Annotated in this window: 19 protein-coding genes and 1 pseudogene; 8 read left to right on the forward strand and 12 right to left on the reverse strand. The window is 37.0% G+C overall.

Translation table 11 applies throughout. The features are described 5' to 3' along the window. Position 1: 1 nt before the first annotated feature. The 5 genes and pseudogenes from IW16_RS27090 to ahcY form a co-directional block, all read right to left on the reverse strand. On the reverse strand, positions 2–433 hold the full coding sequence (locus IW16_RS27090; protein WP_262485513.1) for a T9SS type A sorting domain-containing protein: 432 nt from the start codon (positions 431–433) through the stop codon (positions 2–4). Between the two features lie 12 nt (positions 434–445). Continuing rightward, positions 446–844 (reverse strand): annotated as a pseudogene (locus IW16_RS27095) (BspA family leucine-rich repeat surface protein); the annotation flags it as partial. 12 nt (positions 845–856) lie between these two features. Next, positions 857–1,678, reverse strand: coding sequence for a BspA family leucine-rich repeat surface protein (locus IW16_RS25775; RefSeq protein ID WP_051890331.1), 822 nt, complete (start codon positions 1,676–1,678; stop codon positions 857–859). 130 nt (positions 1,679–1,808) lie between these two features. Beyond that, positions 1,809–2,201, reverse strand: a complete 393-nt coding sequence (gene yiaA, locus IW16_RS15495) for an inner membrane protein YiaA (protein ID WP_034746090.1) — start codon at positions 2,199–2,201, stop codon at positions 1,809–1,811. Between the two features lie 291 nt (positions 2,202–2,492). Next, positions 2,493–3,806, reverse strand: coding sequence for an adenosylhomocysteinase (ahcY, locus tag IW16_RS15500; protein WP_034746093.1), 1,314 nt, complete (start codon positions 3,804–3,806; stop codon positions 2,493–2,495). 167 nt (positions 3,807–3,973) lie between these two features. Here ahcY and IW16_RS15505 point away from each other — a divergent pair, with 167 nt between their 5' ends. Both IW16_RS15505 and IW16_RS15510 read left to right on the forward strand, forming a co-directional pair. Next, positions 3,974–4,504, forward strand: a complete 531-nt coding sequence (locus IW16_RS15505) for a HugZ family pyridoxamine 5'-phosphate oxidase (RefSeq protein WP_034746096.1) — start codon at positions 3,974–3,976, stop codon at positions 4,502–4,504. Positions 4,505–4,679: 175 nt separating this feature from the next. Next, complete coding sequence (locus IW16_RS15510; protein ID WP_034746099.1) at positions 4,680–5,294, forward strand: 4'-phosphopantetheinyl transferase family protein; 615 nt, start codon at positions 4,680–4,682, stop codon at positions 5,292–5,294. Here IW16_RS15510 and IW16_RS15515 read toward each other — a convergent pair. From IW16_RS15515 to porU, 3 genes are all read right to left on the reverse strand, one after another. After that, a complete protein-coding gene (locus tag IW16_RS15515; RefSeq protein WP_034746102.1) occupies positions 5,275–7,539 on the reverse strand; it encodes an FUSC family protein in 2,265 nt (754 codons plus the stop codon). The two genes, IW16_RS15510 and IW16_RS15515, sit on opposite strands and share 20 nt — an antisense overlap. A 286-nt stretch (positions 7,540–7,825) precedes the next feature. Next, complete coding sequence (gene porV, locus IW16_RS15520; protein WP_034746105.1) at positions 7,826–8,989, reverse strand: type IX secretion system outer membrane channel protein PorV; 1,164 nt, start codon at positions 8,987–8,989, stop codon at positions 7,826–7,828. Between the two features lie 60 nt (positions 8,990–9,049). Then, positions 9,050–12,949 (reverse strand): type IX secretion system sortase PorU, encoded by a 3,900-nt coding sequence (gene porU, locus IW16_RS15525; RefSeq protein WP_034746109.1) that lies wholly within the window; start codon positions 12,947–12,949, stop codon positions 9,050–9,052. Positions 12,950–13,113: 164 nt separating this feature from the next. Here porU and gldJ point away from each other — a divergent pair, with 164 nt between their 5' ends. Continuing rightward, positions 13,114–14,715 (forward strand): gliding motility lipoprotein GldJ, encoded by a 1,602-nt coding sequence (gene gldJ / locus IW16_RS15530; protein ID WP_034746112.1) that lies wholly within the window; start codon positions 13,114–13,116, stop codon positions 14,713–14,715. 62 nt (positions 14,716–14,777) lie between these two features. Further along, positions 14,778–16,049 carry a UDP-N-acetylmuramoyl-tripeptide--D-alanyl-D-alanine ligase gene (locus IW16_RS15535; protein ID WP_034746115.1) on the forward strand — a complete coding sequence of 424 codons (1,272 nt, stop codon included), beginning with the start codon at positions 14,778–14,780 and terminating at the stop codon, positions 16,047–16,049. Here the strand turns inward: IW16_RS15535 and IW16_RS15540 are convergent. Then, positions 16,042–16,653, reverse strand: coding sequence for an NUDIX hydrolase (locus IW16_RS15540; protein ID WP_034746117.1), 612 nt, complete (start codon positions 16,651–16,653; stop codon positions 16,042–16,044). The genes IW16_RS15535 and IW16_RS15540 overlap by 8 nt on opposite strands. A 36-nt stretch (positions 16,654–16,689) precedes the next feature. On the opposite strand from IW16_RS15540, the gene IW16_RS15545 reads away from it, so the two are divergent. The 3 genes from IW16_RS15545 (at position 16,690) to IW16_RS15555 (ending at position 19,014) form a co-directional block, all read left to right on the forward strand. After that, positions 16,690–17,079, forward strand: a complete 390-nt coding sequence (locus tag IW16_RS15545) for a hypothetical protein (protein WP_034746120.1) — start codon at positions 16,690–16,692, stop codon at positions 17,077–17,079. Between the two features lie 193 nt (positions 17,080–17,272). Next, entirely contained in the window at positions 17,273–17,755 is a 483-nt protein-coding gene (locus IW16_RS15550) for a hypothetical protein (RefSeq protein WP_051890334.1), read from the forward strand. A gap of 5 nt (positions 17,756–17,760) precedes the next feature. Continuing rightward, on the forward strand, positions 17,761–19,014 hold the full coding sequence (locus IW16_RS15555) for a DUF3887 domain-containing protein (RefSeq protein ID WP_034746122.1): 1,254 nt from the start codon (positions 17,761–17,763) through the stop codon (positions 19,012–19,014). A gap of 34 nt (positions 19,015–19,048) precedes the next feature. Here IW16_RS15555 and IW16_RS15560 read toward each other — a convergent pair whose 3' ends face one another. The 3 genes from IW16_RS15560 to IW16_RS15570 are packed head-to-tail and all read right to left on the reverse strand — an operon-like array spanning position 19,049 to position 21,999. Continuing rightward, positions 19,049–20,092 carry an anhydro-N-acetylmuramic acid kinase gene (locus IW16_RS15560; protein WP_034746125.1) on the reverse strand — a complete coding sequence of 348 codons (1,044 nt, stop codon included), beginning with the start codon at positions 20,090–20,092 and terminating at the stop codon, positions 19,049–19,051. A gap of 1 nt (position 20,093) precedes the next feature. Further along, positions 20,094–20,690: an LPS export ABC transporter periplasmic protein LptC gene (lptC, locus tag IW16_RS15565; RefSeq protein ID WP_034746128.1), complete on the reverse strand. Its 597-nt coding sequence runs from the start codon at positions 20,688–20,690 to the stop codon at positions 20,094–20,096. A gap of 1 nt (position 20,691) precedes the next feature. Continuing rightward, the gene (locus tag IW16_RS15570) at positions 20,692–21,999 is read right to left on the reverse strand and encodes a membrane protein (protein ID WP_034746131.1); all 1,308 of its coding nucleotides are present in this window, start codon (positions 21,997–21,999) and stop codon (positions 20,692–20,694) included. A 363-nt stretch (positions 22,000–22,362) separates the two neighbouring features. Here IW16_RS15570 and IW16_RS15575 point away from each other — a divergent pair, with 363 nt between their 5' ends. After that, positions 22,363–23,481, forward strand: a complete 1,119-nt coding sequence (locus IW16_RS15575) for a DNA polymerase III subunit (protein ID WP_034746134.1) — start codon at positions 22,363–22,365, stop codon at positions 23,479–23,481. Positions 23,482–23,613 lie beyond the last annotated feature (132 nt).

Consider the following 23,613-nt stretch of genomic DNA (forward strand, 5'->3'; position numbering starts at 1 on the left):
TTTACTTCTTAATGAATTTAAAAGGGTGAATTTTTTCTTTGGAAATCAGCTGCAGGAAATAATTTCCAGGAGCTAATGATTCTACATTGACTGTTCCATCGGTCACTACGCCTTTACCTGAAATTCTACCTGTTGCATCCATGATGACATATGATTGTATATCAGCCATATTCCTGATGAAAATAATGTGGTGAGCAGGGTTGGGGTAGATGGATCCGCTTTCTTTTGATCCTGCCTCAGAGACTGCCAGGAAACGGCATTGTCCAGGTACATCATTGGAAAAGATCCAGCCTTTGTTGATCAGGACTTCTCTCTGGTCAATAATGTCAGAGGAGTAGGACAGGGAAGCCAGTGATCCCAGATTGATATTACTGGCTGTGTTGGGATTATTGGCCCATCCTACGATAGTCTTGCTGTAGTTGTTACAGTCCAGTCCGGAATTGGTAAATACACTGTCTGCAGTGGTAAGAAGAGGAAGATTCCAGCTTTCCAGACTTTGATTAAATCTTGTTGCTCCGGAAAACATAAGGGTTATAGTAGTTACTTTACTGGTATCCCATGAATCAAGAGGCTGATTGAAGGCTGTGCAGCCATGAAATATATGGGATATGTCCGTAGCACTGGAGGTGTCCCAATTGTTAAGAGGCTGGTTGAAGTTCATATTATAATGGAAAAGGAATGTCATATTAATGACCTGGGAAGTATCCCAGCTGTTTAGGGGCTGATTGAAATTTTCCGTTTCGGCAAACATATAACTTATGTCGGTAACATTTGATGTATTCCAGCTGTCCAGATTTTGGTTGAAGTTCTTATTCATGTAAAACATGGAGCTCATGTTGGTAACCTGTGAAGTATTTCAGTTGCTAAGAGGCTGGTTAAAGTCTCTGGTAAAGCTGAACATATAGCTCATGTCTGTAACTTTTGAGGTATTCCAGCTGTTCAGATTTTGATTAAAAAACTTTTTTCCGTAAAACATGTAGGAGAAATTTTCGGCAGATGAGGTGTCCCATGATCCCAGAGGAGCATTAAAAGTGCTGGAAACCGGTGATGCAATAGGACCACTAAACATATATTCGAAATTTTTTATTTTTGAAGTCGGCCAGTTTGCCATAGAGGCATTTCCAATAAATTTTCTTGCATTGTAAAACATATAGGAGACATCTGTCGCCTTGGACAGATCAGGTGAATCGGAGGCTGTGAGCTGAAGCAAACCGCAGTAAGAAAATGCGGAGTGCATGGACTGCCATTTTATATTTCCCCATTGCTGGATTTCGAGTACTTTATTGGCATCACCGTTAAACAGCCATCCTGCAGTATTGTTTGCGAACTGTATCTGTTTAAAGGTACCGGTGCCATTACTTACTTTGACTTTATACAGTGCGTCGGCTGGAATCGGATTAAGAGAAGTTCCAAAATTGATCAGGACCTGCTTATCAGAAGTTACATTGGATATCGTTCCAGTATGCTGGGGATAGTTGACCTCTTCCCAGGTTATGGTATAATTCTCTCCAATGCCTGGAAACCAGATCTCATTGTTGGCTGATTGAACCGGAGCATCTACTGTGCCCGGAGTAGAAGATTGTGAATAAGGTTTCCACAACGTTATAAATTCTTCTTGGGCTTGGATATGTTGAATTGATAATGTAAAAACAATAAATAATAGAATTTTTTTAATCATATATAAATATTTAGTGAATAAATATATAAAAATTAATAAATATCTGTAAATAGTGAATTATCTATTGGTGTACTTGAATATTTTTGTAAAAAGCATAAAAAAACGCTCCGATATCTGGAGCGTTTTTGTTTTATTCCTGGGCCATGTTGTCCCGGGTATTTTTCTGGACCGAAATGGCTCCGAAAAGAGCGAGGAGAAATGCAAAAGCATAAAATCCTTTTTCGCTTGGCAGTATAGTGGCGTTCCAAAGTCCCACAGCGAGCAGCACAATAGAAGAAAGTGTCGCAAACCAGCATATCCCATAATAAATGTCTGTTACCGGAATGTTTTCTAAACGGTCACGAACTGCTTTCTGCAGAGAAACTACGGCAAAAAGGCCATAAAGAAGGATCGTAAAATAATATCCTTTTTCATTCAGCAGCATTTCGGCTCTGGCCAGGCCTACAATGAAACCTATCATTCCTGCTCCCAATGCTACCCAAGATGCGGCTATGAATGCATTCGATACTCTTTGTTTTTTCATTAATTATATGTTTTGTTTGAGGGGCTAAATATATTCATTTTTTCTAAACTTAGTGATCGTGCTGTAAAAAATATGGGTAAAATACGGAGAAGGAAGATACAATGACCTCCCTAGCCCCGATAGCAGCGGTTACCCCACAGCATGGTTTGGGTTTAGTGCTGGAGCGAGGAGTAAGAGCGGATAGCGGGAAACAGCTTCTAAACATAAATAATGCTTAGAATTCCTTCCCGTACCTATATAAAAAATCCCACTATGTATCATAATGGGATTGTATATAGATTGAATGTAATCTTAGTATCTGTAGTACTCAGGCTTGAATGGGCCTTTTGCATCTACACCGATATATTCAGCCTGTTCCGGAGAAAGAGTTTCCAGTTCAACGCTTAATTTTTTAAGGTGTAAAGCTGCTACTTTTTCATCTAAATGCTTTGGAAGCATATATACTTCGTTTCCATAAGCAGCAGAATTCGTCCAAAGTTCGATCTGAGCCAGAGTCTGGTTAGAGAAAGAGTTAGACATTACAAAACTTGGGTGTCCTGTTGCACAACCAAGGTTTACCAATCTACCTTCAGCAAGGATAATTACTTCTTTACCTTCAATAGTATAGATATCAACCTGTGGCTTCACTTCAGATTTTGTCTGACCGTAGTTTTTGTTTAACCAAGCCATATCGATTTCATTATCGAAATGTCCGATGTTACAAACCACCGCTTTATCTTTCATTTTAAGGAAATGCTCTCCTCTTACGATGTTGAAGTTACCGGTAGTTGTGATGATAATATCAGCGTTGTCTACAACAGTATCTAATCTTTTTACTTCGTAACCGTCCATTGCCGCCTGAAGCGCACAAATTGGATCGATCTCGGTAACAGTAACGATAGAACCAGCTCCTCTGAAAGAAGCAGCAGTACCTTTACCTACGTCTCCGTATCCGCAAACTACCACTCTTTTTCCGGCAAGCATAAGGTCTGTAGCTCTTCTTACAGCATCTACTGCAGATTCTTTACATCCGTATTTGTTGTCGAATTTAGATTTAGTTACTGAATCATTTACGTTGATTGCAGGCATTACTAAAGTTCCGTTCTTCATTCTTTCGTACAGTCTGTGTACTCCTGTAGTGGTTTCTTCAGAAAGACCTTTGATATCTTTTGTGAATTCAGGGTATTTATCGAAAACCATGTTCGTTAAATCTCCACCATCATCCAAAATCATATTTAATGGCTTTCTGTCTTCTCCAAAGAATAAAGTCTGCTCAATACACCAGTCAAATTCTTCTTCGTTCAGACCTTTCCATGCATAAACAGGAATTCCTGCAGCAGCAATAGCAGCAGCAGCATGATCCTGTGTAGAGAAAATATTACAAGAAGACCATGTAACTTCAGCTCCTAAAGCGACTAATGTCTCGATAAGCACTGCCGTCTGGATTGTCATGTGTAGACATCCGGCAATTCTTGCCCCTTTAAGTGGTTGGGATGGTCCGTATTCTTCACGAATAGACATCAAACCTGGCATTTCTGCTTCAGCAAGGGTAATTTCTTTTCTTCCCCATTCTGCTAGGGATATGTCCTTTACTTTATAAGGAACGTATTGTGTTGTAGTACTCATATGTAATGAATAATTTTAAATTCAATTGATAACGAAATGCAAAATTACAATTAATAATTAAGATAAAAAAACGGCAGATCAAGTTCGGTTTCATGAGATTATACATAGCTTTAAATTATTTAGTCTTAATCTAAATAACTACTTTTGTTCAGATAAAATTTTATACTATGAATCATACCAATTCCCAGGAAGAGGCTAACAGAAAAGCAAAGCCTGTTGCTCCAAAAGTGAAAGAACTGATTGACCGTACCAAAAGTGTGATTTTGGCTACTGTAGATGCAGAAGGAGTTCCCAATTCCAGTTATGCCCCTTTTGTACAGGTAAATAATACGTTATATATCCTGGTTTCTTTTATGGCAAAACACACGAAAAACCTTGCAGACGGAAGAAAGACTTCCGTAATGTTCATCGAGGACGAATCTGCAACAAAACAGATTTATGCACGTGAACGTTTAACGGTTGAGGCTGCAGCTTCGCAGGTTGAAAGAGATTCTGAGATCTGGAATACAGTGGTGACCAGGTTAAAGGAAACACACGGGAAAGTAGTAGATGTCATTGCTGAAATGCAGGATTTCATTCTTATTGCTCTACAGCCGGTAAAAGGATCTTATGTGAATGGGTTTGGAAGTGCTTATTTTGTGGATGAAAATCTTGAAATTCTTGAACATAGAAATGATGTAAATCATCAGTCTAAATAAATACTTAACAAAAGAAGAGGGAAGACATGAAGATGTAAGTAAAAAAGCTGCGTAGGGTCTCAGACTTCACGCAGCTTTTTTTTGTTTTGGTTACGCAGAATTGTTTTGCTGCCAATTCATATCGCGATCTTCCAATTCCCACATCTTTTTACTACTTTTATCGAATAAAAAAAAGATGCCTCTTTACCGCGATTTTTCAGATGATAATGCCACGATCCTTATATGGAAATATGATGAAAGCGAAGAACTTGATATCAACGAGCTTCTGGAGCCTGAAAATGCTGAAAAAGTAAAAGATTATCACCCTAAAAAACTGCAGGAAGTGCTTATGGTGCGTAAGCTTCTGAAAAGTTTAAAACCTCATTCCAAGATTCTATATAAAGAAAGAGAACCTTTCCTTTCACCTAAAGACGCTGAAATATCGATTACACATTCCTTCCCTTTTGCTGCGATAGCAGTTTCTAAAAATAAAATAGGAATCGATATTGAGAAATTCAATCCTAAGATTTTAAGGGTTATCGATAAATTTACTTACGAAAATGAAAGAGGATTTATTCCACAGGATAATGAGGCCACCTTCTATACTATTATATGGAGTGTAAAGGAAAGCATGTACAAGATCCATCATTCGAAGTACTGGTCCCTGAAGAAAAATTATGAAGTAAAGCCTTTTGAACTTAAACATCTTCATAAAATAAGCTGCCGGGTTTACGACGAACAGTTTTCCGACGAGTTTAAAGCAAGAGTGGAATTTTTTGATGACTACTGTTTTACGATTGTGGAGGAGTAGGCTCCGATTCGCTTCTGTATTTTTCAATTACCTTTCTCTGCTCTTTAGCCACATCATAGATCAGTTCAAGAATATCGTGGATATTTTTAAGCTCTGTTAAGTGTGAAATTTTATCAGGGTCTCTTCTGTCGACGAGATCATTTTCCTCAATTTCAGTTTTTCTTTTCGAAAGCATATCTTCTATCGAAGAATCTTCGGGCTCGAGGCGGCTTTCCATTTTCAAAGCTTCATTGATTTCGTTTCCATGAAGCAGAACGGAAGTTTGCTGCATCTCTGCTTCAATCTTTCGGCTCCAGCTTTCGGCATCTATTTCGGGATACTTTTCATCATTTTTAGAGTATTGTGAAAGGGATGCAGTATAGGCTGTGATCAGATGGGAGGTCGCAACAAACTGATGAACTACTTCCAGTTTCTTCTGTTGGTTTTTCGGTTCAGAAATCATTCTCTGAAAATTGTCGGAAAGGTTAGCCAATGAAATAATGGCATTTTTCCTTTTCACTTTATAATCTTCAAGGTCAAAATCTCCCTGTAGAAATTTTGAAATCACACTCTCAAAATAGATGAGGTTGTCTGCAGCAGATTTTTTCATCAAATCGAGATTTTGAGTATGTTCCCATACAGGCAGAACGATATAGGATACAGCAAAAGCAATCACCCCGGCGATGAATGTGTCAAAAATCCTGTCTTTGAAAATCACATCTACATTTCCGGGATTCAAAAAATTAAAACTCAGAAATACATAAATGGTCATAAAGAGAACGGCCCAGAAATACCGGCCTTTCAGAAAACTGAAGCACATAATCATGCTCAAAAGAAGGATCGTAAATAGAACGGCATTGATGTGTATAAAATGCAGAATCGTATACGCGATCATTGCTCCTGCAATAGTACCATATAAACGCAGCAGGTTTCTTTTTTTGGTAATAGAGTAGGCGGGTTTCAATATAGCCGTTATAGTGATCAGTATCCAATAGGTATGGCCCAGACCCAAAAGATCAAACATTGAGAAAACATATCCTACGAGGAGGGCTGTTGTGATTCTTATCGCATGTCTGAAATGAGAAGATGAAAGTGAAATATTGTTCCTTAAAACTTTAAAGTTAAGTTTCTCTTCATTAGGCATGAATTTTTTCAGATCCAAACCTGTGGAAAGACTTTTTGCCAGCTTCACATCCTGGGAAAATACTTTATAGATCTCATTGATCTCCTTTGTAATTTCATTGATGCGCATCAGGATTTGACGGAGGATCATAAAGTTTTCCAGATTGTCAGGAGTCATCTGCTTATTTCGGAGTTCAAAATAATGATAATTGAGGTTTTTCAGTTCGAGTTCCAAATCAAACATGGGTTTGGCTCTTGTCCCTATTTGAAGTGAAATCCCTATGTTGGTTATTTCTTCGGCAAGAAGGTTGAGATAGTCGTGGATATAAACCAGGATCATGCTGTCTTCAAAACTCTGCTGCAGTTTCTGATAGTCACTCTCTGAGGTCATGAGTTTTTCATGAAGGTCCATGGAGTTAAGGAACATCAGCATCAGCAGGCGGCTGGTCGTTGTAGATTCGTTGACGATTGTTCTTGTTTTGAAAACAGTTTCTCTCGTCTCTTCCTGAAGGTTTTTGATCCCGATTTGTTTAGCAATTACCTGAGTGGTCAGTTTGTCAAAGTCAGGATTTTTCTGATAATAATTGGCTTTAATCTTTAAAAATTCTGCGAGCTGAAGATAATTTTCTCCAATCATCTGTCCTGCCAGCTTATAAGGCTGGATAGTGGTGACTATAAGGAAGATCAGCAAAAACCAGATACAGCCGGAAGCAAAGATCAATAAGCTTTTGAAAATATTACCTCCTGTAAGATGCCCGTCGATAAAGATCGCAAGGACAACAAGAGACAGTGAACCTACAGCTGCAAGCCTTTGGCCATACACGCCGATCAGCGAGAAAAACATTCCAAACAAAATGATCTCCAATATAACCAGGACTTTAAAATTCATTACCAGACTGGCGATAAGGGCAACAAAGACAAAGCAGAAAATGGCAAATGTTAATGCGTTTCTTCTTCTGATAAAAGGGCCGGGCTGATCACAGAGTGCAACAAAACTGGTTCCAAGGGGGAACAGGAAATATTCTTTAAGGATTCCGAAGTGGGCCAGGACTAAACAGGGCAGAACAGTTGCCAGCGTAATTCTGATGGCAGAATATACATATTGGCTGGTAACGAATTTTTTGAGTTCTGCTGAATAGTTCATGCTACAAAATTAATTATTGGAAACAAGAAAAGCCTTATAAAAATGAGACTTTTGCAAACTTATATATTACATTTCTGTAATAATTTGTCAATTGGTAATTTGAAGGAGAATTTAATGGTATACATGGTATGGGACATCACTGTCAATTTGCTTTACAGTGATTTTTTTTGTCTTATTATCCCACCATTTACTTGCTAACTACCATTCACCACTCGCCAATTTGCTGTTTCAATTTACAAAAAAAGCCTCATAAAAATGAGGCTTTTTGATTGACTGAGTCAGTATCTTAATAATCGACGTTAGAAGTTTCTTCACCGATGTTCCAGGTAAGACCGAAACGAAGTGTATTATCTAAAGCACTATTGATTTTTGACATATTGATCAGATAAGAAAGATCAAGTCCGAATGAACGGTATTTTAATCCAATACCTGCTGTAGCAAACTGTCTTGCTCCCTGCTCTTCACTTTCGTGGAAATATCCTGTTCTTACTGCAAATGCATTGTCATAAGAATATTCTAAAGCACCACTGTACATGATACTGTTCTTATTTTTGAAAGATTTTCCAATCCCTGCGATAGGTCCTACATTTGGAACTTCATATCTTGGCTGTCTGTTATTTGGGTCTATTCCCACATATTCAGATCCCGGAACCAATATCTTAGAACCTTCTACGCTGATTCCGATTTTGTTCATGTCGTCCAAATACATATCATAACCAAGTCCTAATCTTGCCATTGTAGGCAGATAAGATCTGGATTCCTCATTTCCTGTATAGTCCAGTTTCGGACCTAAGTTCTGAATTGCGAAACCTCCGTTCAGTTTACCTTCATAACCTCCGAAGCTTGAAAACTTTGGAGAAGTATAGTATCCTGAAACGTCTACCGCAAACGAATTAGCTGCTTTAAGAGTCGTGTCTGTGTTGAAACCTCCGGCTAAATCTGAACGGATGAATCTACCGGTAACGGCCATTGAGTAAGAATCTGAAAGTTTCAGACCGTAAGCAACGTCGATGGAGAATTCATTTGGTTTTGATGTACCCATAGAAGTTACTTCTGAACCTACTAACTGAGTAAGGTCTACTTCACCCATGTTGAAATAATAGATACTTGCAGAGATAGTAGATCTTTCTTCCTGTCCTAAGAATTTATGGAATGCACCATATAGTAAAAATACATCATTGGTAAGTTTTCCCATATAAGGCGTATAGTTAAGACCTACGGAAGAACTTGTTCTGCTAAAAGGATATTTTGCCGCATTCCAGAATTGTGAAAATGCATCCGGTGAAGTTACCACCCCTTGGTCTCCCATACCTCCAGCTCTTGCATCTGGTGCAATTCTTAGAAAAGGAGCTCCGGTCAATACTGGATTTATTTTACCTAAATCTTGCGAATAGCCTAAAAAACCAGCACTTAAACCAAATCCCAAAAGCAGTTTAGTAGTTAAATTCATATGTTGTCTTTTATATATTATCAGTTTTTTATAAATATTGTTATCTATGTATTGTTTAATTTATTTCAAAAGTACCATTTTTTCTACAGCTGTGGCACTTCCTTTGCATTTTTCTTGGTTTTGACTTTTTGCAAATATCTTAAAAATATACGTACCTTTTGCAACAGTTGCCCCAAAATCATCTCTTCCGTCCCATTCTATTGCCTGACGTGGCGTTCTAAAGCCCTGTAGGAACGGTTCTGCAACTACAGGTTGAGATAATGTTCTTACTAATTTTCCTGTTATTGTATAAATCTGAACATTTACATCTAAAATATCATCGCAGTTATGTTCGAACTGGACGTACGTTTTATTGGTAAATGGATTCGGCCAGTTCAACGGTCTGTTAATGATCAGGTGTTGGTCGGATTCATCCTTAACTTCAAAGTTTAACGTAGCAGTTGTCGAATTATTGTTTATGTCCCAAACTTTAAACGTCAATTGATGCTGTCCTATAGCAAGGTTTCTGAAAGGGTAGGTCACATTCCCTTTCTGGTAGTCGGCAAGACTTGGGTTTAAACATCCGTTTCCTTCACCTGAAGCAAAGAAGTCATTCAGAACAACCGTGTTGATAATCTGGCCGTCAAGATAAACCGTAATATCATGGCCTACCCCTGATCCGGTGGAGTTGATCCCCGTATCGTCCGTAAGGCATGCTAAAAGCATAGGGTTTTGGTTTGTGATCCCACCGTCAGCAAAATTGGTATTATTCATATACAGTTTTACTTTTGGAGGTTCATTGTCATTGATCCCGTTCGGGTTGATATCTCCTACCTGCACAGCCTGGTTGTTAAATACATCTGCTCCTTTGTTGTCTGCATATCCAAGTATTCTTCCCTGTCCTACCGCATAGTTGATGTCTTTCGGAACGTAGAATTCTACAGTGAAAACTCCGTTTACAGCAGTTCCTGAAGCTTTTACAATGGCACTTCCTTCTTCTGTGTAGTCTAATACTGAACCTAAAATTCCACCATTATCCAAAGTCTTTTTATTTAATCTCTTATCAAAAATATGGATAGAAACTCTTCCGTTGAAAGTCGCATTCAATGTTCCGTTAGGATTGTTGACGTGGCCTTTTACTTTAATGAAATCTAATCCTCTGATCAATCCTGGAACCGGCGATTCAATGTTATCGATCACAAGCTGTCTTTGAGGTCTGCTCAGTTTCATAGCAGGATCTCCCAGGAAGTTTACCTTTAAGTGGTCGGCATTAGCTCCTTTTTCTTTTTTAGCATTTAAATGGGCATATCCTAATGTTTCAAAATCATCATTGGTTAGCTTGAAAATATTCTTGGTATACGTGTCTGTAAATGCACGTCCGTAATCTACAGCAATGGCACGGCTTGATGTGATCATTGCAGCTGCACCTCCTTGCTTGAGTTTAATAAACTGCTCTCCGGCAGATGAAGTTCCGGGCTCATCCCATAATGTAAACTCACAAGTGATTGTAGATACAAAAGGAAATCTACTGTAGACATTGGAAAAATTGTTAGAATTTTGAATCTCTGTACTGGTCAATACTCTCTCCTGTGCCCATCCGTTAATTCCTCCATGTCCGAAATAGAACAGATAGAGACTGTTTCCGATATCATTGGCGATAGCCTGATTCACCTGTGGGAATCTTTGTCCTCCTGCGGTACTTTGCATAGGGAAGGCATCCAGATATAGTTTTCTTACATTATATTCTTTCAGGTCCTGCTGGCCGGGCTGTTCAAAAACACTGGCAAGCGTTGTGTTCATTACATCATGGAAAGGACCGTTGCCTTCTTTATCATTATCTACGATGAAATCGAGTTTCATACGCCATTCTCCGAAAGGAGAAGACTGTCCCGGAAGAGCATTGTAATACGCCAGGGTTTTGTTTATCATATTCCCTGCTTCGGTCACATTCGCTGCAGGAATTCTTCCTACAGGAATATCAGGAAGGTTATGGTCTATCTGACCTGCTGTCTGTGGCTGTGTCATTACAATATAATCGTCTGTCACAAACGAGCCAACAAAGTCTGCAGACTGCTCACTTTCGTAGCTGGAAACAATATTGTTGTTACCGGAGATTCTGTTTTTATAATCAAACGATGCATCACCTAGTATAAATACATATTTAAGTCTTCCTGAATTACTGAGTTTGGTTACGAAATCTCTGATTGCCGTAAGGTCTCTGCTTCCACTTCCAAATTCATTATAGATCTTATTGGTATCAACGATCTCTACAGTATAGTTATTTTTGGTTTGGTGATAACTGGCCAGTCTCTGTGCCTGGCTCATCATTTCAGGAACAGTAATGATCAGGTAATCTACATTCTGAAGTCCCGAAAGATTTTGGTTTGCCACTCTTTCTACAAACTGTGGGTTGTAAGCAGCATCTGCACGGAATGCCACAAATTCATTATTGAAATTTGGATCAGCAGCGATATAACCGAAATTAAAATTTCCGGCACCTGCTTTGTTTACTCTTCTGTTGGCATTCGTAATATCCGTTACATCCCATACCTGTTCAAGGTTTACAGCATTGGAAACACTGAATCCATAACCTGTATTCGAGCCACTTGCAATAGAGAAATCTCTGAAACTCATTTGAGAACCATTGAAGGCCAGATTATCTTTGTACTGAACTTCTGCATAATCAAAGTGGAAAACTCCATTAGGATTAAGAGATATATTAGGGCTGTAAGTTAAGGTAATCTGATTTCCGTTCAGGTTTGATTGGGTTCCGTTGTAGTTCAGCAGATAAAAATCATATGCGTAACCCTGAATGTTACTGGGAACATTCTTTATAGATGAGGCCTGATTGTTGATTTTGAATTCAACGGTATTGTTCTGTGCTTTGAAACCTACAACCTGCGTTCTGTATCTTATGACATCATTAGCCTGTATAGGTGAGTTAGTCGTAAACGTAATGGTTTTATCTGTTATAAAAGGTGCGTCTTCTACCCAGATTCTTCCTACTTTTAAAAGATTCTTCTGATCGTTGTTGATCACCTGATAATTATCATACCTTGTAATCAAGTTGCCTGCCGGAAGATTAGCATCCACAGGCTGTACTCTTTTACCAGGACCTTTATCGAAGTTGATAAAATAGTAAGAAAAATCGTCGTAGATATTTTTTAAATTGTTACTGTTGTCGATTCTTGTTTCTTGTCTTTTATAGCCGCTTCCGTTTGAGTTATTATAGAGATTATATCCATTGGGTCCCTGAGCATAAAACAGAGCATAATCTCCATCGTTCCATACATTGTCTTCTTCACCCACTACCTGAATAGCATTTTCCTGCAGCGCGCTGTATTTTGTATCCTGATTATGTTCAGGAAGCATCACCCCCCCATTTCCATAAATTCTAAAGTTTTTCGGATTGACAGAGGCAGGATTGATGCCGTTGTCTTTTAGAAATTGTGAGGTAATTTTAAATACCCCGGACCTGTCTACTTTAATTTTGTAAAAACCACCGCTTGCAAGAGGGTTGGCTGTGCTTCCTACTTTATTGGCTGTTCCTGATCTTAAAGTGTTGGGAGCCGAAGCTTCAGAAATAGTAAAAGATGAAAGTCTTTGAACGCTTCCTTTTACATTCTTGAATAAGGACACATTAATGCTGGCATATCTTTCTCCTTCAAAAGTATAATAGGTAATACCTGTAATATCATGATCAGCCAGTCTTCCTTTGTCAAGATCATATAAATCTTTACTGGAAACACTTTCCCAGGCGAGATCAGAAACTTTTAGTTGCTTTTCTCCAATTTTTTGTTTGGTGATGATAAAAACATTATTTTGGCTGAACGAAAAACCTTCATTTTTGAAATTTGGAAGATTTAATTTAGTGTCACCAAAATCCAGGATTTTAGAGCCTTCCCATTCTATGGCTTTTCTCTGGGCCCAAAGTGTTGATACAAAAGAGAATAGTAATAAAAAGGTGATTTTTTGTTTCATGTCTGTTATTGAAATTTCCGAATTACAAATAAAATGAAAATTTTAGAATTAAATTGTGATACAATAAAATTAATTTGTTAACGTTTTTCAAAAAAATCAAATGTTTACTTGATTTATTGAATAATTTATTTTTTCTTTGTACTTTGAAAATATTTATATCGACTATGAAAAAACTAAAGTTGTTTTCATTAATAGCATTAAGTTCTACACTTGCATTAACCAGCTGTGGCGGATCCGGGACCAGCAAAGGAGGCGGTACTAAAAAATTTGTCAGCAAGACGGGTTGGAAACCAAACGAAAAACAAGGTTGGTTTTTTGCAGGAAAGCAACAAAAACAGAAGGGGTGGCCAGGAATGGTATATGTAGAAGGTGGAACTTTTACAATGGGATTAGTGAAAGATGATGTTATGCATGATTGGAATAACACGCCGCGCAGAATGCAGGTAAGTTCATTCTTTATCGGAGAAACAGAAATTACTAACTACGAATACCGCGAATACCTGACATGGTTGAAGTACGTATTTCCACCAAGTGACCCTAGCTTTAGGGAGATCTATAACGGCGCTTTGCCAGATACTCTCTTATGGGACAACAAACTAGCTAGAAACGATTATAATGAAACTTATCTGCGCTCTCCAGAATTCGATTACTACCCGGTAGTAGGAGTTTCCTGGACTCAGGCAAACAGATACTGTGAATGGCTTACAGACAGAGCAAATGAAAAAGCTTTGATGCAGGCCGGAGTTATTGCTAAGGATTTGTACATCAACGAATCCAATAATCAGGGAGGAACTGCATTCAATATGGATAAATTCAAAGCGAATGATCCGGAAATGCAAGGGTATATCAACGAGAAAAGAATGCAGCAAAAATCTGGTATGAAAACAACCAACCAGAGACTTCTTTCTGCAAACAGAGCACCAAACTCTTCAATGGTTCAGAAGTTCAGACTTCCGACCGAAGTTGAATGGGAATATGCAGCTCTTGGTATGGCTAAAAACAGAGAATATAACCAATACAAAGGTAAAAAGCCTGAAATCGAAAGATTAAGAGGAACCAAAGGAAGAGATAAAGGAATGTTCCTTGAAAACTTCAAAATGGGAACAGGTGACTATTCAGGTATCGCAGGATGGAAAAATGACGGATCTGCACAAACTGCAGATGTAAGACAATACCCATCTAATGATCTTGGAATCTATGGAATGTACGGAAACGTTTCTGAGTGGACGGCTGACGTGTACAGACCTATCATTGATGAAGATTTCAGTGATTTCAACTACTACAGAGGAAATATGCCTCAGGCTGTTGTAAGAAACGGTGACGGAACTTACAAGATGATTGACGAAGGAACGATCAAATATGATACGTTAGCCGACGGAAGATTAGTATACAGAGGACTTCCCGGACAGTTTGAAAGAGAAACTATCGGTGACTACAGAAACTATAGAGACGGGGACAGACAGTCTTCTTTGGAATACTATAGAGCTTCTGACTCAGCTGCTTCATATGATATGTACAATTCTCCTCAAAAGAGATTTATCGTAGATGCAGGTGGAAGAGTAAAACTTCAAAAAGATACTAAAGACAGAACATCAGCAATGTCTAATGACGTAAGAGTTGTGAAAGGTGGTTCTTGGCAGGATACAGCATATTGGTTGGATCCGGGACAAAGAAGATACAAAAATCAAGGCAAAGCTTACGGTTGGATTGGCTTCCGTGTTGCACAGGATGCTAGAGTTAGCGATAAGAGCAGAACTAGAAGATAATATTATCAAAATACTTATAAAAAACCTTCCGGATTTCCGGAAGGTTTTTTTATTTTTGAACTATGAATACAGAACAGTTTTATCCTTTATTTTTAAAGTCTGATAAAGTAACGATCGACAGCAGAAAAGTTGGTAAGAATGATATTTTCTTTGCCTTTTCCGGTGATAACTTCAATGCGGCAACTTTTGCAGAAAAAGCTGCTGATGAAGGAGCTTTGGCGGTAATTGTGGAACAGCGGGAATTTGAAAATAAAGATAAAAATATTTTCTATGTTTCTTCTACCCTGGAATTTTTGCAGGAACTTGCAATCCACCACAGAAATCAGCTCAAGATCCCTGTGATCGGACTTACGGGAAGCAATGGGAAAACAACGACTAAAGAACTGATCCATGCCGTTCTTTCGGAAAAATTCAACGTTCAATATACCTATGGAAATTTAAATAATCATATTGGGGTTCCATTAACTATTCTTTCCATCACACCTGAGCACGAAATGGCTGTCATAGAAATGGGAGCCAATCACCAGAAAGAAATAGAACTTCTGTGTCATATTTCACAACCTGATTTTGGATATATTACCAACTTTGGTAAGGCTCATTTGGAAGGCTTCGGGGGATTTGAAGGAGTGATCAAAGGAAAATCCGAACTTTATGATTACCTTAAGAATCATCATCACACAATTATTGTCAACGAAAATGATCCTGTTCAGACAGAAAAAACAGAAAACTACACCCCAAAAATAACTTTCGGAAAAGAAGGCTCCGATTATCAATTCGGTTTGCTTTCGGAAGATCATTTTGTAGGATTGGAATTTCAGGGACTGAAAACTGTTTCGAAACTTACAGGAGAATATAACTTTACGAATCTCTGTGCGGCAGCAACTTTCGGCCTGTATTTCGGGATAGGTCCTGATAAGATAAAGCATGCCATTGAAAACTATACCCCCACCAATATGCGTTCGCAGGTAGTGAAAAAAGAAGGGAGAACATTGGTACTGGATACTTATAATGCTAATCCAAGTTCGATGACAGCTTCACTAAGTAACTTTGTTGCTTTTGAAGGCAGTAAGACTATCATTATAGGGGATATGCTTGAATTGGGAGTGGAAAGCGAGAAAGAACATCAAAGTATTCTGAAGCTTGCCCAGGAATTAGGCTTTGACCAAATCATTACCGTAGGGAATTATTTTAAATCAGTCAATCCTTCAGCATTGTCATTTGACAATACTGTGGAACTGATAGAATACCTTCAGCAGAATAAAATTCATTCTGAAAATATTTTGTTAAAAGGATCAAGGGGAATTGCACTTGAAAAATCAATAGAGTTTATTTAAGCTTTAAATTCCAGAAATCTTTTACAATAAGCTTAATATTTTGGAAAGTACTTGGGAAAACTTCCTCCTCAATCTGGGTGGTGTTTTTCCAGGCTACTTCAGTGATTCCTTCTTCAATTTGAGGTTTTGAAGTATCTTCACCATCGTAGTTCATTTCAAACCAATGGGTGCATTTAAGGATCTTTTCGCCGTTTCTTTCGATGTAAATATGGTAAGTGGTGTTGATGAACTCTACCAGCTCCACATCCTGAAGACCTGTTTCTTCTTCAATCTCTCTTACAGCTGATTCTTCACGCGATTCACCTTTTTCCATCTTACCTTTTGGAAGATCCCATTTGCCTAATCTTTTAATAAAAAGAAGCTCCCCCTGAGGATTACTCACAAGGCCTCCGGCTGCTTCTATAATCCTGAAAAGCTTTTGGAACTCTTTCCAGATCTCTTCAATATTCTCACCGAAAACATTCAGCTCTTTCACTGAAGTATTTTCCAAAAGATCTAATGCAATCTCTAAAGTAGTGAAACTTTCAAACCTTAGGTCTTTTTCAAGATTCTCAGGATGCTTAGACACTAATAATTTTTTTTCGTTCACAAAAACTTTATACATTTGTAAGAATTAAGAATTTAAATACAAAAATAAAAAATGAATTTAGAAGGACGAAAAATTATTGTCAATAAATCATCTAAAGACTTGTCTGAATTATTGAAATCGCCTGAAAACTATAAAGATTTTATGCCGGACGGTCTTCAGAAATTTGAAACAAGAGATAATGGGTTCAAATTCGGTCTTCAGGGAATGCCGGAAATCGCTCTTAAAATAGATGAAGTGGATGAGCAGAAAGCTGTTTTGAAGTCAGCTAGTTCAAGCCTTGACTTTACATTAACAGCTACTTTAAACCCTATCAGTGAAAATCAGACTGAAGTTCAGATGCTTTTTGAGGGGAAGTTTAATCCTTTTATTAAAATGATGGTGGAAAAACCACTTCAGAATTTTATCAATACACTGACAGATAAGATAGAAGCTTATAAATAATATAAAAAATACCTTCAGAAATGGAGGTTTTTTTATGCAATTACTCCTGACCGTAATCTCTTATGCTATCGGTTGCAAAAGAGGAAAAAGGAAAATAGTGTAGTTACTTTTGGTCTGGTGGGCTTTTTTGCAATGTTTGGGTGTTTGGTTTTATATTTTTATCCTAAAAATGAACAATTTAATTTAAAGAAATATGGAAGTTATTCTAAAAGAAAAGCAAAAATTTAATCAGTTGTTTATTTGGATACCCCTTTTATTATTGTTGATTTTTGCTATAAAAAACTTTTATGAAGAGATGTCAATATCTAATTTGATTCCATTGCTAATCATGGGTATTGTGATTTTGTTCCTTGTATTTATTACTTTAGCGTACTCAATTGACAAAGAAGGCGTTTCTATTTCTTTTTTTCCGTTTTTTAGAAGAAAGATTTTCAGAAAAGAAGAGATTGGAGAAATTAATATAGTAGACTACAGTCCAATTTCTGACTTTGGAGGTTGGGGATTGAGGTATGGAAGAAATAATACCACAGCTTATAATGTTAAAGGTAATAGGGGGATTCTATTTCTTTTAAAGGATGGTAAGAACTATTTAATAGGAAGTCAATTGGATGAAAGTTATTTACAAGAAAAATTAAATATTTTTTTCGATAATAAAGTTAACATAAAAAAATATTAGGATATATGAGATTACTGTTGTTTGCCCTATTTTTTCCAGTTCTTTTTTTTTCTCAGCAAAAAGAAAAAGGTGCTGAGTTTATTAATTTACTTTTAGTAAAAAAGGAATTTAATTCTGCGTACAGTTTCTTTAGTGAAGAAATGAAAACTCAAATATCTTTACCTGTTTTGCAGCAGACAGTAGAACAGATTGAAGGGCAGTTGGGAAAGTTTAAAAATGTTATTGAAGTCAATAACGAAAATAAAAATATTTATTTTTATTACTCAGAATTTGAAAAAGCGAAACTGGATATCCAAATTGCTTTTGATGATAAGAGTCAAATCATAGGTTTCTTTTTCGTTCCGCATAAAGAATTTGGTAAAAATGAAGATCTTTTAAATTCATTTAATATTAAAAGCGAAAGCATAATGTTAAAAGGTACTTTGCTGGTACCAAAAGAAAATGATAAAAAGAAATTAGTGATATTTATTCATGGATCAGGTCCAAATGATAGAGATGAGACAGTTGGAGAGAATAAACCTTTTAAAAATATTGCAGAATATCTTTTGAATAATGGGATCGCTTCGTATAGATATGATAAACGAACGCTTAGTAATCCGGAAACGTTCAGTGACAATTCAACAGTAGAACAAGAAACGATTAATGATGTCGTAAATGTATTTAATTTCTTTGTCAATGATGAACAGTATAAAAATTATAAAATAATCCTTTTGGGACACAGCTTTGGAGGGTATTTACTTCCTAAAATTTACCAGAAAACCCCTGAAGTATCAAAACTTGTTTTTTTAGCTGCAAATGCAAGGCCTTTACAAGATATTATTGTTGAACAGTTACAATACCTCAATAAAATAGATCCATCAAATGTTTCCGCAGAAACTATCCAGACAACAAAAAAACAGGTAGATTTTTTAAATTCAAAAAAATTCAATCTGTCATCCAAAAATTCAGATCTGCCGTTTGGTTTGTCTGCAAATTATTGGAAGTATTTATTAGATTATAATACTTTTGACTATTTGAAAAGCATTCATATTCCCATGTTTTTCGGACAGGGAGGAAGAGATTATCAAGTAACTGAAAAAGATTTTAATCTGTGGCAAAACCAATTAAAGAATAGTGAATATGCTGTTTTTAAATTATATCCCCAGTTAAATCATCTCTTTATAAACGGATCAATAAATCCATCTCCCAAAGATTATAATGTAAAAGGTAGTATGGACGAACGTTTTCTAAAAGATTTGGAAGAGTTTATCTTAGAATAAATTATTCTTTTTGACAGAAAAATCAATGAGTTTTTTATGCAATTACTCCTGAGCTGTGGTCTTTTGTACTGCCAGTTGCAGAAGAAAAAATATTGATCTCGTTATTTATTCTTAAAACACCCATCAAGGCAAATATCAGAGCCTCTTTATAATCAATGATTTCTTTTTCTGGGATAATTATTTCTGATTCAGTTTTTTCTTTGATTTTCTCTATAAGAAAGGTATTGTAAGTACCACCACCTGTACAGAGAACATCTCTTAAACTGTTCGTATTAATGATATGAGATATCTGGTGAGCCACATGTTCCGTAAAAGTGGCCATAGCATCAGCCGTTTCAATATTTTCAAATAAAGGAAAAACACATTCGCAACACCATTCAATTCCTAAAGATTTAGGATGAGGTTGACTGTAAAAATCTAAAGAATTGAGTTTGTCCAACAAATCGTTGTCGATCTTACCTGTTCTGGCTAACTGACCGTTTTCGTCAAAATTTTTATTGAATTTCTGCGCAAGTCTATTCAGTACAATATTAACCGGGGAAATGTCAAATGCTATTCTTTTATCGTTGTGCTTTAGAGAGATGTTTGAAAATCCTCCAAGGTTGAGGCAGGCATCATATCGAGAGAATAGGAGTTCGTCTCCTATTGGTACTAAAGGGGCGCCGTTTCCTCCCATCAGTACATCCTGACTTCTGAAATCATAAATCACAGGAAAACCTGTTTCTAATTTAATTGCTCTTCCGTCTCCAATCTGAAGCGTAAATTTTCTTTTAGGCTGATGAAAAACGGTATGACCATGTGAAGCAATCAGGTCAATATTTTGCAGATCATGATGATCAATAAATTCCTTAACACTTTGGCCGAGGTAAAAGCCATATTCCGAATGAAGCTCAAGTAATTCTTCTGAAGAAAGGTGGATAGAGTTCCTGAGTTTTTCTACCCATTTTTCAGGATAGGGAAGGGTTTCTGCTTTCAGGATCTGAAAATTCCATCTGTCCTGTTTTTCAAAAGCAACAAAACATATATCCAGACCGTCCAGACTGGTTCCGGACATGAGTCCAATAGCCTGAACCCTCATATTATTGCGGTGTTTTTTTTTCTTCAAGTCTCTTGGTACTAAAATCTCCCGAATTATTGAAGAAAGTATATTCTGAAAAATCGTCTTTGGCGGTCATGCCATTGGCACCTACAAGGGTAGATCCATCTTCCATGGTAACGTATACCGTATCTTTGGTATAGATGTTCCTTTTTTTCTGATCCCAGTAAATACTCTGCATTGCAAATCGCTGTCCTTCATTGGTGGTAATCCTTACGTTGCCTTTTGCTTCGTAAAACTTTTTATATTCAAAAATACGGGCATATTTGGCTGTGATCTTACCAGGTACTTTAGGCTTCTTTTTATCAAAAAATTCTATACTGATTCCTTTTCTTGCGACAGTATAAGGACTGTCGATCAATAGATATTTTTCAATAATTGGAGCTTTGGCTTTTAAGGTTATAAAGCCTGAGTCTCGCTGGATAATATTGGCATTATTGATAATCTGTGAAGGAAAGTTTTTACTTTTGCTTCCGTTAGTTTTTGTAAGATCTTCTTCACAGGATGTTAATACAAAAAATATAGCACAACTAAAAAGGCATGCTATATTTTTATATGATATTTTATTTAAAAAATTCATTTTAGTTGTACAGAGACTTTCTAAACCATCTGTCTGCAAAATTGAAGCCGACTCTTAAGTTGATGAAGTTCTGATTGATCAGGTTGTTATTAAGAGTTCCTCTTTTTCCTACTTCTACACCAAGTTCAAGACCACTCATTCTGGTAATACTGCTTGTTTTGAATGGCAGCAATACACCTGCAGAGATCCCAAACTTATTAATACTGTTTCCGTCTATTTTAAGATTTCCTCTTTCGTAGAATGCTCCGTATCTGTAGACTACTCTTGAGAAATAATTTCTGAAGTTGTTGTAATTCGGAAGATACCATCCTCCGGCAGAGATTCTGTAGGTATCCTGGAAATCAAAAGTCTTTCCAAAATACGAAATATCTTCTCCTTTTTTATAGTCAAGCTGTCCCGATACAAACCAATGATTTTCACTTCCATAACCAACTCCTAAAGATGCCTGTAGTGGAAGAAGGTTTTTAGAGCTTGTACTTTTTTGCTCTATCACAGATATAGAATTGGGTGCTTTAGACGTTTGTAAATTATCAGCGTATATATAGGTACTGTTGGTGTAATCAGTAGTCATATTGCTCGTGTTTCCAAATGTAGCAGTTGCTCCAATGGTCAACTTTTTATCTGTACGGGTGTTAAGGCTCTGGTAGCTTCCTCCAAGAGTGAAGTTAAAGTTTTTGATACTGTTTTTAGTTTCGTATCCATTGATGTACTCAGCCTTTGGTGTTCCGTCCTTCTCATAACTGACAAGCTCGTTCAGATCGTATAGATTTCCAAAGTAAAGATTGGCTCTCAAACCTACCGCGAAGTTTTGGTCGATCTTATAAGAAACAGCTACTTGTGCAGTATTCAAAGTTCCGCTTCCTTTGAAACGGTTTTCATAATAACTGTCATCCTCCAGTACAGTTCTGTTTTTAATATCATAGCTCTTAGAACTGTATGGCTGATAGGATAGTCCCATCTTGACCTTTTGAGACAAAGGAAAAGCCAGTGCAATATTAGAAAGATACGTTGAGTGCTTGGTAGACTTCGTATTATTATAATTTGTTTTGAAGTAATTGTTTTCGTTGGTAGCTTCCAGCTTAATGCTTGTAAGCTCGAAATTAGAGTTATTCGCAGGGTTTGCGAAATTGAAGCTGCTCGTGAAATCACTGATATAAGCAGTAGATATACCACCCATAGAGGCAGTTTCAATCGTATTATCATATTTTACATCTCCAATTCCATAAGTTGCATAGGGCGAGTTACTTATACTCTGTGCATTTAGGAAGTATCCAACTGATATGAATGATACGGCAAAGATTTTTTTCATTCTTTATTTTTAAAACAATGCGCAAATATCTTAAATATTAATGAATTGTAAAAATTATATGTGGTTAAAGTTTGTTAAGGCTTGAATTGACAGGGTTTTTTGAAGATTTATTAATGAAACACCTGAACTGAATAATGAAAAGTGAATACTCGCAGGTAAGCCCTAAGTATGAAATGGCTGATTTTCCAGTACAATTGAACCTGTCATCTACCTGGATAGAAAAATTTATCATTCGACAGTAGGGTAATTATTCTCTTTTATAGTGAGATCAGTTGATGATTCACATGCATAACAGAATTGATTATTGATATTTATTCTAAAATTTAACGTCTGATTCTTCTTCAGTTTTTTTATCTTTGGAACATGAATTGGGAGAATATTGCCGGACAGGAAAACCTGAAAAAACTTCTTCGGGAAAGCATTGCTGAAAACAGAGTGAGCCATGCCCAGCTTTTTTTGGGAAAAGAGGGATATGGTACATTTCCAATGGTATTGGCCTATGCCAAAGAGATCTTTAACCAGGAAAACCAACACGCTGCTTCGAAAGTAGAGCATCTTAACCATCTTGACCTGCATTTCAGTTTCCCCGTTTTTACCGATAACAAAAATTCTTTAAGTAAAAATAAATTTGAAGATTTCAGAGAAATGATCATGGCTTCTCCTTATTCAAGTTATGATGACTGGACTGCTTTTTTGGAATCTGAAAACAAACAGCTTTTTATTTCTGCAGATGAAATTGACGACCAGAATCAAAAGTTTGCCTTAAAGAGTTTTGAAGGTGGAACAAAAATTCTGATCGTTTGGAGAGCAGATAAAATGAATGTCGCAGCAGCCAACAAATTTCTGAAATTTCTGGAAGAGCCACCGGCAAAAACCCTTATTCTCCTTACGGCTGAAACGGCCGATGATATTCTTCCTACCATTCTTTCCAGAACGCAGATTGTAGAAGTCCCAAGAATCACTGATGAGGACCTGGAAGGCTATCTCAAAAAAAACACTTCTGCTTCGCAGGAAAAGGTCAGGGAGATCGTTCACGAAGCACAGGGAGATCTCAATGATGCGCTCAGGATTTTAAACTCCGGACATAAAAGTGACGAATTCGAAAAACTGTTTATACAGTGGGTTCGGGATGCATTTATGGTGAAAAAGAAACCTCAGTTTCTTAGAAGTATCATATTGTGGGCCAGAGAAATTGCTGGCTGGAACAGAGAAAAACAGAAAAATTTTCTGAATTACTGTTCTGAAATTTTCAGACTCGCCCTTCTTCAGAACTATCAGTCTGAAAATCTGGTTTATAAAAAAATTGATGCAGACGGTTTCAACTGGGCTGGATTTTCAAAATTTATCAGTGGTGCCAATATTGAAAGTATTTTAGAAGAAATCAATACGGCAGATCTGCATCTTACCCGAAATGGTAATCCTAAAATTGTCTGGACCGATCTTGGAATAAAATTATCACGTTACATTCACAAGAGTTCATAATTCAGAAAAGAATTACAACAGGCTATTTTTTTACAATATCCTTTAAAGAAAAAGTTTGGATTTATTCCGGACTTTCATATGTTACCGTATTCTGATTGTTGGTGACAACATACTATTTACACTTATTTCCCT

This window comes from Chryseobacterium vrystaatense (genome assembly GCF_000737765.1).
Classification (GTDB): domain Bacteria; phylum Bacteroidota; class Bacteroidia; order Flavobacteriales; family Weeksellaceae; genus Chryseobacterium; species Chryseobacterium vrystaatense.

Coding starts and splice junctions, on each gene's coding strand:
- IW16_RS25775 (WP_051890331.1), bottom strand. CDS start 1,678: ATGATTAAAAAAATTCTATTATTTATTGTTTTTACATTATCAATTCAA.
- yiaA (WP_034746090.1), bottom strand. CDS start 2,201: ATGAAAAAACAAAGAGTATCGAATGCATTCATAGCCGCATCTTGGGTA.
- ahcY (WP_034746093.1), bottom strand. CDS start 3,806: ATGAGTACTACAACACAATACGTTCCTTATAAAGTAAAGGACATATCC.
- IW16_RS15505 (WP_034746096.1), top strand. CDS start 3,974: ATGAATCATACCAATTCCCAGGAAGAGGCTAACAGAAAAGCAAAGCCT.
- IW16_RS15510 (WP_034746099.1), top strand. CDS start 4,680: ATGCCTCTTTACCGCGATTTTTCAGATGATAATGCCACGATCCTTATA.
- IW16_RS15515 (WP_034746102.1), bottom strand. CDS start 7,539: ATGAACTATTCAGCAGAACTCAAAAAATTCGTTACCAGCCAATATGTA.
- porV (WP_034746105.1), bottom strand. CDS start 8,989: ATGAATTTAACTACTAAACTGCTTTTGGGATTTGGTTTAAGTGCTGGT.
- porU (WP_034746109.1), bottom strand. CDS start 12,949: ATGAAACAAAAAATCACCTTTTTATTACTATTCTCTTTTGTATCAACA.
- gldJ (WP_034746112.1), top strand. CDS start 13,114: ATGAAAAAACTAAAGTTGTTTTCATTAATAGCATTAAGTTCTACACTT.
- IW16_RS15535 (WP_034746115.1), top strand. CDS start 14,778: ATGAATACAGAACAGTTTTATCCTTTATTTTTAAAGTCTGATAAAGTA.
- IW16_RS15540 (WP_034746117.1), bottom strand. CDS start 16,653: ATGTATAAAGTTTTTGTGAACGAAAAAAAATTATTAGTGTCTAAGCAT.
- IW16_RS15545 (WP_034746120.1), top strand. CDS start 16,690: ATGAATTTAGAAGGACGAAAAATTATTGTCAATAAATCATCTAAAGAC.
- IW16_RS15550 (WP_051890334.1), top strand. CDS start 17,273: ATGGAAGTTATTCTAAAAGAAAAGCAAAAATTTAATCAGTTGTTTATT.
- IW16_RS15555 (WP_034746122.1), top strand. CDS start 17,761: ATGAGATTACTGTTGTTTGCCCTATTTTTTCCAGTTCTTTTTTTTTCT.
- IW16_RS15560 (WP_034746125.1), bottom strand. CDS start 20,092: ATGAGGGTTCAGGCTATTGGACTCATGTCCGGAACCAGTCTGGACGGT.
- lptC (WP_034746128.1), bottom strand. CDS start 20,690: ATGAATTTTTTAAATAAAATATCATATAAAAATATAGCATGCCTTTTT.
- IW16_RS15570 (WP_034746131.1), bottom strand. CDS start 21,999: ATGAAAAAAATCTTTGCCGTATCATTCATATCAGTTGGATACTTCCTA.
- IW16_RS15575 (WP_034746134.1), top strand. CDS start 22,363: ATGAATTGGGAGAATATTGCCGGACAGGAAAACCTGAAAAAACTTCTT.